The following is a 20,626-nucleotide window of genomic DNA, read 5'->3' on the forward strand; positions in this document are numbered from 1 at the left end:
ATGAAGCTAACACCATACCAATCAACATTTTATCATGAATGGATACTGCATCCATCCAGAAGTGACTACAACATTATTTTTGATCAGTCCATGTCAGGGCATCTGAATATTCAAAGATTGAACGAGAGTTTAGTCAGATTTGTAAACAATAATTTACTCGTAAACAGTAATGTTGTAAATGAATCAGGAGATTTGTTTTGGAGACACAGACCATTGCTTTCCAAAGATGCTCAAATACTGAATTTCATTGCTCAGGAACCAAGTGACGAAGAAGTATTAAAGATTGCCTTACAACCTTGTGACCTTGAAAAAGAACTGCTTGCAAAGTTTTATGCGATTAAACAAAATAACGGAGATCATAGGATTATTTATATTATTCCTCATATTCTTTTGGACGGATTAAGCATTGATCAGATGTGCGAAGAATTAAGTCTGTATTATAATGACCCGAATTATAAAAACAGGTTTGATCTTACGGAACAAAAGCAATTACACGAAAAACTAAGCGAAAGTCTGGATGCTACTTTACATCATCATGGAACAGAGATGAAAAATTTCTGGAGTGATTATATGCAGGGTGTTGAAAATATTGATCTGAATTTTTTAAAAGGTGGTAAGTCTTCTCACTTCAAACCCAATGATAGTAATATCCCATCAATATCTGAGTTTCGGTTTACCTTTTCTGACCTGGTATTTGAGAAATTAAAACAACTAAATCAGAGTTTTCAGCTCACGCCTTACACCTTTGGAAAACTGGTATTTGCGATAATATTGCATAGAATTACAGGGATTGATGATTTAGCAATTAGCTATCCAATCGGAATTAAGGAAGGTAAAGATTTTATTTTTGGCTCCCATGTCAATACGATCTTAAAAGTATATAGATTTACCGCAGATACGAAGCTTGAAGATATTATTAACGAGAATATAGCTCACCTTCAGGAATCCAAAGTTAATAAAGCAAAATATCTTCCCATTGGAGATTTAATCAGATATACTCCGGGATTGAATGTTTTCGAACTTGCATTTATTCAAACCAACCTTAAAGACGGGGCAATTCAGTATGAAGGAATCAATCATTGTACAATTAACAAAGAACTGAATGTTGATCTGGTCGGGAAATTATTGTTTGAACAGGAAATAAAGAATGAACAACTCAACTATAGAATTAAGTTCAAAAATGATGAACTTGATCAGGAGTTGGTTTTCAATTTTGCCAATATGTACAAAAGAGTATTCATTGAGGTTCTGGAAGATCTGTTGAAAGGGAATTCAGATAAATTGATCACTCAATATGAACTTTTGACTCAAGACACCCATGATGTTATAGTAAATGCCTGGAATTCAATTGGATTAAATGATCAGTCCATAAAAACTCTTCATAAACTTTTTGAAGAACAAGTTGTAAGAACACCAGAAGCTATTGCTTTGGTTTATAAGGATGTTAAATTAACCTATAAAGAGCTTAATGAGCGTTCAAACCGCTTAGCAAATTATTTAATTAAAACCCATGGGTTGCAACCGGATGATTTAGTTCCATTGTATCTCGACCGGTCAGAAAATATGCTGATCGCGATTTTAGGAGTCTTAAAATCCGGAGCAGCTTACGTTCCGATGGATCCTTCTTATCCTGCAAATAGAATAGAACATATTATTCAGGATACCGGAGCTAAGGTGGTACTCGCAGAAGAAAATACAATAGAAAAACTGAATCAACTTTCTGTAGAGCCGGTTTCTTTAAATGGACTGAGATTCTGTGAAGTTTTAAAACAACAGGAATCAACCAACCCTTCTACTGAAACCAACCCAACCCATTTGGCTTATGTCATTTATACCAGTGGAACGACAGGACTCCCAAAAGGAGTAATGGTAGAGCATAAAAGTGTTGTAAGTGTACTGGATAAGGTAAGGGAAGCTTATGGTTTTTCGGAAGGTGAAAGGATTACTGCTTTTACTTCCTATGTTTTTGATGTATCAGTATCAGAGTTTTTTAACACGTTATTGTACGGAAATGAGCTTCACCTTTTAGATGAGGTTACAAAAAGAGATGCTGAGGCAATAAGCAAATATTTGTTAATCAATGAGATTGCTTATGCCTATCTTCCGCCGGTGATATTATCTGTTTTGCCACGTGTAGATTATCCTTTGTTGAAAGGACTTCTCTATGCCGGAGAGCCTTGTGATTATGAAACCGGAAAATACTGGTCGGAAAATAAAATAGTATATAATCTGTATGGCCCTACTGAAGCCACGATCTATGCCACATACAAAAAGATAGACCGGGGAGATGTTCACTTAATTGGTCGTCCTGTCGAAAACAGTTCTGCTTACGTATTGGATGCTTCACATCGTTTACTACCTGTTGGAGCGGTAGGAGAGCTTTATTTGGGAGGTACAGGTATTGCCAGAGGATATTTGAACCTTCCCGAACTTACCAGAGAACGCTTTATTGACAATCCTTTTCAAACGAATGAGCAGAAAGAAAAAGGAGAGAATGGCCGGCTATATAGAACCGGAGACCTGGTACGGTGGCTTTCGGATGGAAACATAGAATATTTCGGAAGAAATGATTTCCAGGTAAAAATACGGGGGTATAGAATAGAGCTGGGAGAGATTGAAAACAGACTTTCACAGTTTCCGAAAGTGAAACAATCTGTAGTTCTCGCCAAAGAGAATGCTGCCGGGATGAAATATCTGGCAGGTTATTATGTTGCTGAAGAAAAGATAGAAGCTGAAAAGTTAACAGATTATCTGTCTGAAGCTTTACCTGAATATATGCTGCCGGGAGCTTTTGTACATTTAACTGCCTTGCCACTGACAATAAATGGGAAGTTGGACAGAAACCAGCTTCCTGAACCGGAATTCACTGAAAATAGAAAATACACAGGACCAGAGAACGACCAGCAGCAGAAACTCTGCAGGATTTACGGAGAAATTCTGGGACTTGATCCGTCTGCCATTGGGATTCATGATGATTTCTTCCGGTTAGGAGGAAATAGTATCATGGCTATTAAGTTGATCAGTAAGATTAAACAAGAGCTAGGAATACAGGTAAATATAACGATGGTATTTGCTCACAAAACAGTTGAGTCATTGTCTGATGTACTTGATGAAGACAAGTTATCCGAGGAAGCTCTATTGCATGCTGTAAAAGTATCTTCTCCGGAAGAACAGCGTTTGTCATTTGCACAGGAAAGGCTTTGGTTTATAGAATCTTACGAAGGAGGTAGCAGCGCTTATAATATTCCCATGATTTTTAAACTCAGAAGACAGCTTTCATTAGATCTTCTTCAAAATGTGTTTGAAAAACTAATGCAACGTCATGAAGTATTGCGAAGTATTATTCTTACCACTGAGGAAGGAGTAGGATATCAGGTTGTTACAGATCAGAAACTTCATATTCATTGTATTCATGCCAATTCCAGGGAAGAGCTTGAACAGGTAACGGATCAGGCAGCCGGTAAAATCTTCAGTTTAAATGAGGAACTTCCGATACATGTCAATGTTATACAATGGGAAGATCAATACTATTTGTCGGTGGTGATTCATCATATTGCTTTTGACGGATGGTCTACAGAAGTCTTCATTAAAGAATTTAATACAATTTATCAGGCTCTTGAAGAAGGAAGAAATATTGAACTCCCGGAGCAGGCGTTTCAGTATAAAGACTTTGCATTATGGCAGCGAGATTATCTTTCCGGGGAGATTCTTGATCAGCAAATATTGTATTGGAAAAGTAAGCTCGAAGGTTCTCATACGCTGGATCTTCCTTTAGATTGTAAGAGACCTACCCATATTTCCTATGCGGGGGCTACAACCTATTTTGAGGTGCCTTCAGTTCTCGCTTCGGATTTAAAAAAGCTTTCTAAAGATCTTGAAATAAGCCTGTACAGCATCATGCTGAGCGGGTATTACCTGATGCTGTCTGCCTACTCAGGCCAGGACGATATTGTGGTTGGAAGTCCGGTTGCCAACAGACACCACGCCGGCCTTGAAAATATGATCGGTTTCTTTGTCAACACCTTAGCTTTAAGAGAACAAATACATCCGGAGCAAGACATAAAAGACTTTATTCTCCAAGTATCACAGTCGGTGACGGAAGCTCAGTCTCATCAGGATCTTCCTTTTGAAAAATTAGTGGAAGGACTGGGAGTTGAACAAGATACATCAAGACATCCTGTATTCCAGGTTATGTTTGGAATTCAAAGTTTTGAAGCAGAAATACATTCCAAAAATGATAAAGCAATCCTTCTTCCTTTTGACGGAGATATAGATTATAAATCAGCAAAGTTTGATCTGACCATGATAATCGATGATCATGGGGAAAAAGTTCGGGGAATCTTTAATTATGCCGTTTCTCTTTTCAGTTTTGAGACCATTTTGAGGATGAAAGAGACGTATCTGCTCATTCTGAAGCAGTTCGTTGAAATTGGAGTTTCAAAAAATACTAAGATTAATACTCTTCGTTTTTTAGAAGAAGAAGACTATAAAAAGATAACTGAGAATTGGAATCAAAATGAATCTTCATATCCTGAAGGATTTACCATTCATCAATTGTTTGAAAATCGGGTAACAAAGTCTCCTGATGCTACAGCGTTGGTCTATCAGAATACCAGGCTTTCTTATAACGAATTGAATGAAAGAGCCAATCGTCTTGCAAATTATCTGATCAGAAAATATCATCTTCAGCCTGATGACCTGGTTCCTTTATGTCTCGATCGTTCAGAAAATATGCTTATTGCCATCCTGGCCGTTTTGAAAGCAGGAGCAGCCTATGTTCCAATGGATCCATCATATCCTGCAGAAAGAATAAGTCATATTTTGAATGATACTAATGCAAAAATAGTCATCACAGGAGAGACTTTGATAGATGATATTTCACAAGAAAATGTAGATATTATTTCTTTAAATGATTTGTCATTCAGAACAATTCTTGAAAAGGAAGATTCTCATGATCCAACTACAACGGTTACTTCCAATAACCTTGCCTACGTCATCTATACCAGTGGGACGACCGGTATGCCTAAAGGGGTTATGATAGAACATAAAAATGTAGTCAATGTCATTTCCCAGATCAGAGTGGCCTATGGGTTTAGTGAAGGAGAAAAGATAACCGCTTATACCTCTTATGTATTTGATGTATCTGTATCAGAATTTTTCAATGCGTTGTTGTACGGAAATGAGCTGCACCTTCTGGAAGAAAGCATTAAAAAAGATGCAGATTCTATAAGCCATTACCTTTTAAAACATAATATTGCGTATACCTATCTGCCGCCGGTAATGCTTTCTGTTCTGCCGCGAATAGAATATCCTGCGCTCAAAGGAATCTTATATGCCGGAGAACCTTGTGATTTTGAAACCGGAAAATACTGGTCGGAATATACATCCCTTTACAACCTTTACGGACCTACAGAAGCTACCATTTATGCAACCTATAAAAAAGTGGAACACGGTGATGTACATCTGATTGGCCGTCCCATAGGGAATACTTCTGCTTATGTGTTGGATAGCAGCCATCGTCCGGTTCCTGTTGGAGCAATGGGGGAACTTTATCTTGGAGGAAACGGAATTGCGAGGGGATATTTAAATCAACCGGAACTTACTGCCGAACGTTTCATTGCAAATCCTTTTCAATCTGCAATACAGGGAATGAGAGGAATAAATAGCAAGCTGTACAAAACCGGTGATCTTGTTCGCCTCCTTCCGGATGGAAATATCGAATATATAGGCAGGAATGATTTTCAGGTTAAAATCAGAGGCTACCGCATTGAATTAGGTGAAATAGAAAATAAATTGCAGCAGCATATTGCAATACAACAAGCGGTTGTACTTGCTAAAGAAAACAAAGCAGGAATGAAATTTCTTGTCGGATATTATGTATCTGATACAACGATAAGTGAAGAAAATCTCTCTGCATTCCTGGCCAAAGTTGTACCGGATTATATGATTCCGGCTGTATTTGTGCAGCTTGAAAATATTCCGTTAACGATTAACGGAAAACTCGACAGAAAAGCTCTTCCGGAGCCGGAATTTACCGGAATCAGAGAATATACAGCCCCACAAAATACACTTCAGGAAAAACTTTGTCACATCTACAGTGAAGTGGTAGGACTGGATTCCGGGACTATCAGTATCCATGACGATTTCTTCAGGCTGGGAGGCAATAGCATTATGGCAATCAAACTGATCAGTAAAATTAAAAATATCCTGGATAGGCATATTCAGGTAAGCACTGTTTTCACCTACAAGACTATAGCTTCCTTATCCACTTTCCTGGAAACCGGGTATAAAGATGATCAGAATATTGTAATAGAACCGATTGAGGTTTCTTCAGTTGAAGAGCAACGTTTGTCTTTCGCACAGGAAAGAATTTGGTTTATAGAGGCTTATGAGGGGGGAAGTAATGCTTACAATATTCCGATGCTATTCAATCTGGATGAAAATGTGCAATTGGATGTACTTCAAAAGTCTCTGGAGACCGTTATCATACGTCATGAAGTGCTTCGTTCTGTGATCAAAACAACAGAACAAGGAGTAGGATATCAAATCGTCAGCGAGCTTGTTCCGGAATTTAAAATGGTAGAAGTAAATACCAAAGAAGAACTGTACAATGCAATCAGTGCTTGTGCGCACAAGGTTTTCCGCCTTGAAGAGGAGCTTCCTTTGGAGATTACTTTATTAAAGCTGAACGATCTGCATTATCTTTCAGTTGTCGTTCATCATATTGCTTTTGACGGCTGGTCGATAGATATTTTATTAAAAGAGGTACAGACGGTTTATGATGCTTTGATTAAAAATGAAAGGCATCAGCTTCCTGAGCTTAAAATCCAGTATAAAGACTTCGCTCTTTGGCAGAGAAACTACCTGACAGGAGAAATACTTGATCAGCAAATTACGTATTGGAAAGATCTGCTAAACGATTTTGAAGCCCTCAACTTACCATTGGATTTTAAACGTCCGGCGACTATTTCTTATGAAGGAGCAGCTATTTATTTTAGTCTGTCAGATGAAGTAGCTTCAGGATTGAGAAAAATTTCGAGAGACCTTGGTGTCAGCTTATACAGCGTGATGCTGGGCGGCTATTATCTTATGCTATCTGGCTATTCAGGACAGGAAGATATTATACTTGGAAGTCCGATTTCAAACCGTCATCATGCAGGTCTTGAAGACATTATAGGCTTTTTTGTTAACACATTGGCTTTACGGGGAAATATCCGTCCTGAGCAGAATCTTAAAGATTTTATTTTTCAGATATCAGAGTCACTAGCAGAAGCACAATCACATCAGGATCTTCCTTTTGAAAAATTGGTTGAAGAATTGGGAGTAGAACAGGATACGTCCCGTCATCCGGTGTTTCAGGTAATGTTTGGAGTTCAAAGTTTTGGAAGGGAAAGTAATGCCGGATCATTATTCTCTCTTTTTGATGGCGAAACTGATTATCAGGCAGCCAAATTTGATCTGACCACGATGATTGATGACGGTGGAGATACCATTAAAGGAATGTTCAATTATGCTGTTTCTCTTTTTAGTGAGGATACCATTTTAAGAATGAAAGATACTTATGTTCTGATGCTGGAACAAATGGCAGCCATAAGTATTGAAAAATATAAATCGTTTAAAATCAGCGAATTCAATCTTTTGAAAGAAACTGATCAACAAAAAATAGCAGAAGACTGGAATAATACGGTCTCTGAGTATTCTTCAGATAAGACCATTCACCGACTTTTTGAAGAGCAGGCCGCAAAGACTCCTGATCGTATTGCTATGGTATATGATGATACTAAGCTGTCTTATAAAGAGTTGAATGAAAGATCCAATCGATTTGCCCATTATCTTATCAGAACTTATGACATTCAGTCTGATGAGATAATTCCTGTATGTCTGGAACGCTCTGAGAACATGCTCATTGCCCTATTGGGAGTCCTGAAATCAGGAGCTGCTTATGTACCGATTGACCCTTCATATCCTTCAGACAGAATAAAACATATTCTTCACGATACGCAGGCAAAACTTGCGATAGGGCAGGAATCTACAAAAGGAAAACTAGAAGGACTGAATACAGACATTATTTCTTTGGATGAGGTTTATTGTAAAGCACAACTTGAATTGACGGATTCAAATAATCCTAAAACGGCTACTGGTCCTGAAAATTTAGCTTACGTCATCTACACAAGTGGAACAACAGGAATCCCGAAAGGAGTCATGGTTGAGCATAAAGGTGTATCTAATCTGATCGCACAGTTCGCTATAAATCTGGATCTTGTCTTTGGAGAATCTACGCCTAAAAACTGCTTATGGTACTCCAATTATGTCTTTGATGCCCATGTTGCGGAGCTATATCCGGTCATCACCCAGGGCCACTGCATTTATCTGCTGGATAAAGAAAAGCAAACCGATATTGTCGAATTGCAACAGTATATCAGTGAAAATAAGATTTATACAGCAACCATACCACCTGTACTTCTTACTAGGGACTATATTTTGCCTTTAAAAAAGCTTATAGTGGCCGGAGACATTACCAATCCACAACTGATGGCGCTTTATCAGTCTGAAGGCGTAGATGTTATTAATGCTTACGGGCCTAGTGAGGGAACCGTATGTTCAACGTTTCACTACTACAAAGATGACAATAATCCATTAAATATTGGCGGCCCGATCGGCAATATGACCTCTTATGTGTTGGATGGGCAATTACGACCGGTTCCAGTCGGAGGAATAGGTGAACTATATATCGGAGGAGCCGGAATTGCCAGAGGATATCTGAACCGTCCCGAACTTACTGCCGAACGATTCATTGCCAATCCTTTCCAGACTTTAGAAGAAAAAAGAAAAGGCGAAAATATAAGATTGTACAAAACAGGAGATTTGGTACGCTGGTTATCTTATGGTGAGCTTGAGTACATGGGAAGAAACGATTTCCAGGTAAAAATCCGTGGTTATAGAATTGAATTAGGAGAAATTGAAAATACATTATTAGGGTATCACGGCGTTCGCCAGGCTGTTGTTTTAGCAAAAGAAAATAAGAGCGGCTTGAAATATCTTGCCGGATATTATGTATCAGATCAGGAAATAGATTCCAATCTGCTTTCTGATTACATATCGGATTCCTTGCCGGAATATATGATACCAGGTGTTTTTGTTCATATGAAGACTTTACCGTTGACTATCAATGGAAAACTGGACAGAAAGCAATTACCTGAACCCGAATTTACAGGGAATAAAAATTATACTGCTCCGGAAACGGGTCTCCAGACCAGATTATGCCAGATTTATGCAGATGTTCTCGGTATTCAGGTAGAAAGTATCGGGATTCATGATGATTTCTTCAGATTGGGAGGAGATAGTATTATCAGCATCCAGCTGGTTGGAAGAATCAGGCAGCAACTGAATACAAGAGTAAGTGTAAAAGATGTTTTCGCAGCCCGAACTGCAGCTTCTTTATCTATATTGATTGAGGAAAAAGAACAGAGCGAAGCATCCGAAATAGTATCAGAACAAGGCGTATTGGAAGGGAATGTACCTCTGCTGCCTGTTCAGGAATGGTTTTTCAGTGAGAAAGAATCCACCAATCTGATAGATTTCAATCATTGGAATCAGGCTTTTTTGATTCATGTTCCTAAGCTTGACAAAGAATTGCTGGAAGAATCTATACAATATCTGATAGAAAGGCATGATGCGCTCAGATTTAGATATGAAAAAAATGACGAAATATATATTCAAACCTATGGAAATACTTCAAACATTTCAAAGATCAAGTATCTCAATGCTTCAGGTCTGGATAAAGATGGCTTATCTACAATCTTTACAGAATGGCAATCCGGATTTGATATTGAAAAAGGTTCGTTATATCAGATAGGTTATATTGATGGTTATGAGGATGGTAGTGCAAGGATTTACTTCGCTTTTCACCATTTGATTATTGATGCGGTGAGCTGGAGAATTATTACAGAAGATATTAAAAATATTTATCAATCTCTTGAAAAAGGAGAGAAACAAGCAATTGTTTCCCATACAAAAGGAACCAGTTATCGACAGTGGGTTAATGCTGTAAAAGCATATAAATCTGATGATACGGAGTCCAGATTACAGGAATTATCATACTGGAATACAGCCGCAGATATGGTAGAATCGGGTAACAACTCCCTTGATGGTTTCTTAACTCAGAGCCAGCATCATGAAAGTCTGATCGTAAGTAAGGACATTACCGAATCTTTGATCAGAAAGACGCATCATGTGTATCACACACAGATTAATGATGTATTACTTGCTGCACTCGCACTTTCTCTTTCCGAGTTGACAGGAGAAGAAAATCACTCTGTGATATTGGAAGGGCATGGTCGTGAGCAAATATTTGATAATGTTGATATTACCCAAACTATAGGTTGGTTCACGACGATGTATCCTTTACTTCTGAAAAATGGGAATGATCTAAAAGATACGATAGTTTTAACCAAAGAAACATTAAGAAGTATTCCTAATAACGGAATCGGTTATGGAAGTCTGATGGGTTATTCTGATCGTGAATTGCCAAAGATCAGTTTCAATTATTTAGGGCAGCTGGATCAGGATTCGGATCATAAAAGCTGGCATATCACAGCAGAAGACAGTGGTGTATCCATAGGAAATAACAACAGAAACAGTCATTATATCAGCATCAACGGAGCGGTTATAGACGGTCGGTTAACCTTTGAAGTAGCAGGATATTTATCTGAGGAAAAGATCAGGTTTCTATCCGAAAGGTTTAAAACCAATCTTGAAAATATTGCTGAGATCCTTTCCTCGGAAAAGCGAACTTATCTTACTCCTTCCGATGTAGAATATATTGTTGATAAAGAGCAGTTAACGGGTATTCAGAAATCAGAAGAAATAGACGGAATATATCTTGCCAACAGCTTACAGGAAGGCTTTGTTTATCACGCTCTGAATCAGGGAGAAAAAGATGATGCCTACAGAGTTCAGCTTATCTGGGATTATCTTTCTGAAATAGACGAAGCAAAACTTAAAAAATCATGGGAAATTACCCAGACAAATTATCCTACGTTGAGGATGAGGTTTGACTGGAGTGGAGAAATTGTTCAGGTAATCAATAAAAAAGGAAATGTTGACTGGCGGTATGAAGATATAAGTGATTTAAGTGAAGATGCTCAGGGTGCGTTGGTTAAAGATGTTACTCAGAATGATCGATTTGAAGCCTATGATCTTTCTAAAGGAGATCTTTTCAGAGTATATCTGTTCAAACGCTCAAAAAACCATTTTACCTGTTTATTCAGTAACCATCATGCAATATTGGATGGCTGGAGTATGCCTGTCATTCTTAACAGTATTCACAATAATTATCTGAGTTTGGTTAAAGGCGAAGAAATTTCCTTGGTACCGGACATTGCCTATATTAATACTCAGAAATACCTTCAGGATCATAAAGAAAGTGCACGCAGCTTCTGGAATTCTTATATGAATTTGCTTGAAGATCAGGAAGATGTAAGCGGATTAATGAAGGAAAGTCAGAGACAGATTGATTTAGGAACCTACCGCCATATTCAGGATCACAGGTCTCAAAAATTGATGATAAATGGTGATCGATACCAGTTGCTGAAAGATTTTACCAAAACAAATGGGCTCACCATCAACGCTGTATTACAATACCTTTGGCATCAGCAATTAAGAACGTACAGCGGATTAAATACGACGATAGTTGGAACAACGGTATCGGGGCGAAATTTACCAATAGACGGGATCGAATCATCAGCAGGATTATATATCAATACTTTACCATTGATTGTTACTCATCAGGAAGGAAAGGTGGTTGAACATATCAGGGAAGTCCAGAACAGAATCAGTGATCTGAATACCCACAGTGATATTAATCTGGCAGAGCTTCATCACGATGGACGCCGAGTCTTCAGCAGTCTGTTTGTGTATGAAAATTATCCTGTACCAAAAAGCAGCAATGATAACGAACTCGCGTTCGTATTCAGACACTCAGTAGAAAAACTGGATTATCCACTCGGAATAGTAGCTTATGAACGAGGAAATGAAATCTCATTAACCCTAAACTACGAAGGGCATCTTTTTGAAAACGAAATGATAAATCAGGTTGTAGAAGGGATGGAATTCATCCTTGATCAATTGCTTGATAATCAAAATATAACATCCGAACATCTTTCCCTTCTTACAACAGAGAAATATAAAAAGATTGCTGAAAATCAGAATACTACCTGGAATGAAATTTTCCCCAATCACACCATCCATGGATTGTTTGAAGATCAGGTTTTAAAAACACCGGACCAGATTGCTGTTACCTATCAGGATATTCATTTATCCTACAAAGAATTGAATGAACAGGCTAGTCGTTTGGCCAATCATCTTCTCGAAACATATGGTATTCAACCTGATGACCTGATTCCTTTATGTCTGGAACGTTCAGAACAGATAATCATTGCAATACTGGCAATATTAAAAGCAGGTGCTGCTTATGTACCGATAGACCCATCTTATCCTATAGAAAGAATAAAACATGTGTTGGAAGATACGAACCCCAAAGTTGTTCTCCATCAGGAAAGTACCCAGGAAATAATAGTTGCCGTTACATCGGGACAAGCCGAAACAATATCTCTGGATAACCGATCTTTTAAAGCTATTCTTTCAGAGGCAAGTGCAAACAATCCTGTTACTGCTGCTACTCAGGAAAATCTGGCGTATGTAATCTATACCAGTGGAACGACGGGGCTTCCTAAAGGAGTAATGATAGAACATAAAGGGGCAATCAACCTAATGCAGGATCTTTATCCGCGTTATGGTTTAAATAGGACAGACGTTATCCTTCAGTTTGCCAATTACGTTTTTGATGCCTCGGTAGAACAGATTCTGTTAGCCTTATTAAACGGAAACAAATTAGTGCTGATAGAAAATCAAAAAATAGTAAATGAAGAAGATTTTGTAAATACCCTTTCAGAAAATAAAGTTTCTTATATCCACCTTACTCCATCAGTATTGCAGAGTATAGATATTACTCAGGTTAAAAGTCTACGTATTTTAAACTCAGGAGGAGAAGCACTGCCAGCCGATCTGCATCATAAACTAAAGAACGGAAGCTTTAAACTTATTAATTCTTACGGACCAACAGAAACGACCGTTACCTCAATTGTGAATACCAATATTGAGGTTAATACGATTGGGCGCCCAATCAGCAATACAAGTGTTTATGTATTGGATAATCATCATCGTCCAGTACCTGTAGGAGCTATAGGAGAATTATATATCGGCGGAACAGGCGTGGCCAGGGGATATCTGAACCGCCCTGAACTGACTACAGAACGCTTCCTGGAAAACCCGTTTCAAACAGAAGATCAGAAAGAAAAAGGAGAAAACGGGCGAATATATAAAACCGGAGATTTAGTACGATATCTGACCTCAGGTGACCTGGAATATATTGGAAGAAATGACTTCCAGGTAAAGATCCGTGGTTATAGAATAGAATTAGGAGAAATTGAGAACAGGATGCAAAAGTTTCCTGAAGTGAGGCAAGTAGCAGTACTGGCCAAAGAAAATAAGTCCGGGTTAAAATATCTTGCCGGGTATTATGTTTCAGATTCCTCTATAGATTCCGGGCAGCTTACATCATTTTTATCAGAGACGTTGGCAGAGTATATGATACCTTCCGTATTTGTACATTTAACCTCACTTCCATTAACCATTAATGGAAAACTGGACCGAAAAAGCCTGCCTGAGCCAACATTTACAGGAAGCACAAATTATATTGCTCCTGAAAATGATCTTCAGAAAGCACTTAGTGAAGTCTATGCCGGAATTCTTGGACTGGATTCAGCAAGTATAGGAATTCATGATGACTTCTTTACACTGGGAGGAAACAGCATCATGGCTATAAAACTGATGAGCAGAATTAAAAAGATTCTGGATATCAGAGTAGAAGTGGCTGCCATTTTTAGTCATAAAACAATTGCCTCTCTTTCTCAAATTTTGACCGATGAATTCCATACTGGAGAAGATACAATCATTAGTCCCGTAAAAGTCAATTTTCCGGAAGACCAAAGATTATCCTTTGCACAGGAAAGGCTGTGGTTTCTGGAAACATATGAAGGAGGAAGTAATGCTTACAACATTCCGATAACATTGGTTCTTGAGGAAAAGATAGATATTTCAGCATTATATCAGGCTTTTGAAAAGGTGATCAAACGTCATGAAGTGTTGCGTTCTATGATTAAAATTACTGAAGATGGAGTAGGATATCAGCTTGTTACAGATCTTCTTCCAGAGTTTAAAGTGACGGAAGCTGGCACCAGAGAAGATTTAGAGGAAAAAATTGACAAATCGGTCAACAAAACCTTCCGTCTGGATGAAGAAATTCCGATAGCAGTCAACATTTTCAAATTCAATACCCGACACTATCTTTCCGTGGTTATTCACCATATTGCTTTTGATGGATGGTCCACAGAGGTATTCCTCAGAGAATTGCAAATGTTTTATGAGGCTATTCTCAATAAAGATCAGGCTTTCGAACTTGTTGACTTACAGATTCAATATAAAGATTTTGCGCTTTGGCAACGAGATTACCTTACCGGTGATCGCCTCAATAAACAAATTGATTATTGGAAAGATCAACTCCATGATTTTGAGAATCTGGATCTCCCGACAGACTTCAGAAGACCTTCTCAGATTTCTTATGAAGGAGAAAATATTTATTTCAGTTTGAATACTGAAGCAGGAGAACAATTGAGAGCACTCTCTAAAGAATTGGGAATAAGTCTTTATAGTGTCCTGCTCAGTGGATATTACCTGATGCTTTCTGCTTATTCCGGACAGGATGATATCGTAATCGGAAGTCCGATTGCCAACCGACACCATGCCGGCCTGGAAGATATGATCGGCTTTTTTGTGAATACGCTTGCGCTAAGAGAGAAGCTTGATCCCGATCAAAATCTTAAGGATTTTCTCCTTCAGGTTTCAAAATCAGTGACAGAAGCACAGTCTCATCAGGATCTCCCATTTGAAAAACTGGTAGAAGAACTTGGTATTGAACAGGATACCTCAAGACATCCTGTGTTTCAGGTGATGTTTGGACTTCAGAATTTTGGTAATGAAACATTGAAAAATGATCACGGAAAATTGTTCTATCCTTATGAAGGGGAGATCGATTATCAGGTTGCCAAATTTGATCTGACGACAATGATTGATGATGGAGGAGACAATATCCATGGAATGTTTAATTATGCTAAAGGGATCTTCTCAAAAGAGACGATTCATAACATGATCCGTTCTTATGAGTTTTTGTTGATTCAAATAGCAGAGCAAAAAGACATCAAGCTTTCCGAATTAAGCCTTATTCCGCAGGATCAGTACAAAAAAGTAACAGAAGGCTGGAATAATACTCACCAGGAATATTCAAAAGATATTACCATTCATCAATTATTTGAAAATCAGGTGAAAATGACTCCTAACCAAACTGCTTTAGTATATCAGGGTGTTCAACTTTCCTATTTTGAATTGAACGAAAGAGCCAATCGCCTCGCCAATTATTTGGGTGAAAAATATAATCTGCAACCAGATGACCTGGCTCCGTTATGCCTGGATCGTTCAGAAAACATACTGATTGCAATACTTGCTGTCTTGAAATCAGGGGCAGCTTACGTTCCGATGGATCCATCCTATCCCACGGACAGAATGAAACATATTCTTAAAGACACCAATGCAAGATTTGTCATCGGGAATCAAAGCGCCATTGAACAATTAAAAGATATAGATGTTGAGGTTCTTTCTTTAGAGGATATTAATCTTAAAGCAGAACTTGAAATAATATCTTCTCAGAATCCTGATATTCAGATTAATTCACAAAACCTTGCCTACGTCATTTACACCAGCGGAACAACCGGGTTGCCAAAAGGAGTAATGATAGAACATTCGGGAGTTATAAATCTCATTGGATCAATGATTAATGCTCACCGACTTCAAGAATACAACGAAGTAGGATGCTATTCAAACTATGTATTTGATGCTTTTGTATATGAAGCCTTCCCTGCACTTTGTAATGGGAATACTTTGTGGCTATACAGCAATGAAATCAGAACATCAGTGAATGAACTTAATCAATATATTAAAGAAAACAATATTGAAGTTTCCTTTATTCCTCCGGTTCTGTTAAGAGAAGTTGTAGAAGGAGGAACAAGTTTGAAACTGATTTTTGCCGGAGGAGAAGCTTTCCCTGCTTTAAACAAGACTGTTCATGATATCATTTTTGTCAATGAATATGGTCCGACCGAAGCAACGGTTTGCTCTACGCTACATCATTACAAAGAAAATGATAATCCGTTGAATATCGGAGCTCCTATTGTGAATACAAATGTATATGTTCTTGACAATCAGTTCCGACTGGCACCTGCGGGAGCAATTGGTGAACTTTATATTGGAGGAGCAGGTATCGCAAGAGGCTATCTGAACCGTCCTGAGTTAACGGAAGAACGTTTCATCAGTAACCCGTTTCAAACCGCTTTTCAAAAGGCAAAAGGTGAAAACGGAAGATTATACAAAACCGGAGATTTAGTACGCTGGCTATCAAATGGCGAGCTGGAATATGTTGGAAGAAACGACTTCCAGGTAAAAATCAGGGGTCATCGTATCGAATTAGGAGAGATTGAAAATACCTTGTTAAGCTATCCCGATGTTCGTCAGGTAGCAGTATTGGTAAAAGAAAATAATGCGGGATTAAACTATCTGGCAGGCTATTATGTTTCTGATAAAGAAATTGAACCAGCATTACTTTCAGAACATTTATCAGTCTCTCTTCCGGAATATATGCTTCTGGGAGCATTCGTTCATTTAACGACTTTACCATTGACGATCAATGGTAAATTGGATCGAAGAGCTTTACCTGAACCTGATTTTACAGGAAATAAAGAATATTCTGCTCCGGAAACGGAACTTCAGGAAAAGCTTTGTCAGATATATGCTGAAGTATTAGGAGTAAATGCAGAAAGCATCAGTATTCATGATGACTTTTTCAGGCTGGGAGGAAACAGTATTATGGCTATAAAACTGATCAGTAAGATCAGGCAGGCTTTAGATCTTCAGATAGAAGTTGCTAAAATATTCAACCATAAAACAATTGCTTTACTTTCGCATATTTTAGAAGATCAGGTTAATGATAGCGAACAGATAATCATTGCACCGGTAGCAATACAATCTCAGGAAGAGCAGCGGTTATCTTTCGCTCAGGAAAGACTTTGGTTTATAGAAAACTATGAGGGCGGAACTAGTGCTTATAATATCCCTATGATTTTCCGTCTGGATGAGAAAACGGATATTACGGTGTTGTGTAAGGCTTTGGATGCTATTGTGATACGCCACGAAGTGCTTCGTTCTGTTATTCGGACGACTGATGAAGGAAAAGGCTGGCAATATGTTGTGGATGATATTCCGGCTATTCATCAGCATGAGGTCAGAACAATGTCAGAACTGGAGGAAAAAGTAAGCGAAGTAGCCAATAAAATCTTCCGTCTGGAACAAGAACTGCCGATAGACATTAATATCTTTAAACTGGATGATATATTCTATTTGTCGGTTGTTATTCATCATATTGCATTTGATGGCTGGTCATCCGATGTTTTCCTAAAAGAATTAGTCACGATCTACCATGCCATTAAAGAAAATAAACCTCATGGAGTACCGGTTTTAAAAATTCAATACAAAGACTTTGCCTTATGGCAGCGGAATTATCTTAGTGGGGAAAGGCTTGATCAGCAAATCGGTTACTGGAAAAACAAGTTAAGTGCTTTCCAAAACCTTGATCTGGCTTCTGATTTCAAAAGACCTGCCCAAATATCCTATGAAGGAGAAAATATATACTTCGACCTGGATGCAGATCAGACGAGAAAGTTAAAAAATCTATCAAAAGACCTTGGAGTAAGTTTATATAGTATACTTCTGAGCGGATATTATCTGATGCTCTCTGCCTATTCCGGTCAGGATGACATTATTGTGGGAAGCCCGATTGCCAATCGCCATCATGCCGGACTTGAAGATATGATTGGGTTCTTTGTCAATACATTAGCATTAAGAGAGCATATTAATCCCGATCAGCGTGTGAAAGATTTTATTTTACAGGTGGCTCAATCGGTAACAGAGGTTCAGTCTTATCAGGATCTTCCATTTGAGAAATTAGTAGAAGAATTGGGAGTTGAGAAAGATACGTCCCGTCATCCTGTTTTTCAGGTAATGTTCGGACTTCAGAGCTTTGGAGAGGAAATGTTGCCGTCTGAAAATGAAACCACCTTATTACATCCTTTCAACGGAAATGTAGAATATCAGGTAGCGAAGTTTGATTTGACCACGATGATTAATGATATTGGACATACTTTACAGGGAATGTTCAACTTTGCCAAAACAGTTTTTGCAAAAGAAACGGTTCAGAATATGTTGAATTCTTACCTCTTCTTACTTGAACAAATTGCAGAAACTGACCAACAAGATGATCGTACATTATCAGGATTAACACTTATTCCTCAGGCACAATATCATGAAGTTTCTAGGCTCTGGTCTTCAGGAGTTAAGTATGCCGATCACAAAACAATTCATGAGTTATTTGAAGCACAGGTTGAAACTACTCCGGATCATACAGCGGTAGTGTATCAGGATATAAGATTGTCATATCGTGAGCTTAACGAACGTTCCAACCGACTGGCAAATTATCTTGTTAAAACCTATACTATTCAACCCGATGATCTGATTCCCTTATGTTTTGAACGTTCCGAAGAAATGCTTGTTGGGATTCTAGCTGTCTTAAAATCCGGAGGCGCTTATGTTCCGATGGATCCATCATATCCGGCAGATAGAATTAAACATATTTTAAAAGATACCGGAGCCAAAATAATATTGACTGATGCTGTTTCAAAAGACAGTGTTGTTGAAGCTTGCGAAGAAAGCATTTCCATGATTGTTTTGAACAGCCCTGAACTTGCAACAATTCTTGAAAAACAAAGTGCTGAAAATCCTGTCACTCAGGTAAATTCATCCCATCTTGCTTACGTCATCTACACGAGCGGAACTACCGGAATGCCAAAAGGAGTAATGCAGGAACACCGAAATGTGGCACGGCTCTTTAGCGCAACAGATCATTGGTATCACTTTAATGAAGGTGATGTTTGGAGCTTATTCCATTCCTATGTCTTTGACTTCAGTGTTTGGGAAATCTGGGGAGCCTTATTCTATGGCGGAAAGCTATTAATCCCATCCTATGAACAGACCAAAGACACAAATTTATTCTTCAGTTTATGTTTACAGGAAGGATTAACCGTCCTGAATCAAACCCCGACAGCTTTCTACCAATTTATAGATACAGCACTTCAGCGGGAAGAACAGCTAACAACCCTTCGCTATGTAATCTTTGGAGGGGAAGCATTAAATCTGGCCTCGTTAAAACCTTGGTATGTGCGATATCAATTCTCTCCGGACTTAATCAATATGTACGGAATTACTGAAACAACCGTCCATGTAACCTATAAAAAACTAAGCGTTAAAGACTTAGATAAAGCCTCGCTAATTGGTGAGAATATCCCTGACCAAGGGATGTATATCCTTGATAAACACCTTCGTGCAGTTCCTGTCGGAGCAGTAGGAGAGTTGTATGTAGGCGGAGCCGGTATTGCGAGAGGCTATCTGAACAGAGCTGAATTAACGGCCGAGCGTTTTATCAGCAATCCGTTCCAGACTTTAGAGGAGAAAAAAGAAAATAAGAATGGGATCCTTTACAAAACCGGAGATCTGGTTCGTTATCTGGCTGATGGCGAGCTGGAATATATTGGTAGAAATGACTTCCAGGTGAAGATCCGTGGGTATCGTATTGAGTTGGGAGAGATTGAAAACAGGCTTCAGGAATATTCCGAGGTAAAACAGGGAGTTGTTCTGGCAAAAGAAAATAAAGTCGGAATGAAATATCTTGTCGGATATTATGTGTCAGAAAACCTGATAGATACGAATCAACTTGCAATTTTCCTCTCAGAGACTTTACCGGAATATATGGTTCCTGCTGTTTTTGTTCATTTAACCCAATTACCATTAACGATTAATGGCAAACTGGACAGAAGAGCCTTACCGGAGCCAGAATTTACAGGAAGTAAAGAATACACAGCTCCTGAAAACGAATTGCAGGAAAAACTGTGTCAGATCTATGGCGAAGTTCTGGGATTGGATGCTTCAGGAATTGGTATTCATGAGGATTTCTTCAGATTAGGAGGTGACAGTATTATCAGTATTCAGTTGGTCAGTAGAATAAGACAACGACTGGATATAAGAGTAAGTGTTAAGGATATTTTCACTTCAAAATCAGTGTCAAAACTTTCGGAACTGATTGAAAATAAAGCCAAAGAAGAGCAAACCCAGATTCTGACGGAACAAGGTCAGTTGACCGGAAGTTTATCTTTCCTTCCTGTTCAGGAATGGTTCTTTAATCTTGTAGAAGAGGGCTTTGTAGGAAATCTTAATCACTGGAATCAATCTTTTATCATTAAAGTTCCTGAACTTAATCCTGAACTTCTGAGACACAGTGTACAACTGCTCATTGAAAAACATGATGCTTTCAGAATTTATTATCCAAAAGAAAATCAAGTCTATACACAAC

The 20,626-nt window shown here is 38.4% G+C and carries 1 protein-coding gene (running past one end of the window); it reads left to right on the plus strand.

Annotated features, from left to right (window positions below; genetic code table 11):
• On the plus strand, positions 1 to 20,626 hold the start of the coding sequence (locus tag EG342_RS05475) for a non-ribosomal peptide synthase/polyketide synthase (protein WP_123868036.1). Its footprint extends 22,352 nt past the window's final position; only the first 20,626 of its 42,978 coding nucleotides appear in the window; the start codon lies at positions 1 to 3; its stop codon lies off the right edge, out of view.

The organism is Chryseobacterium lactis (genome assembly GCF_003815875.1).
Lineage (GTDB): Bacteria > Bacteroidota > Bacteroidia > Flavobacteriales > Weeksellaceae > Chryseobacterium > Chryseobacterium lactis.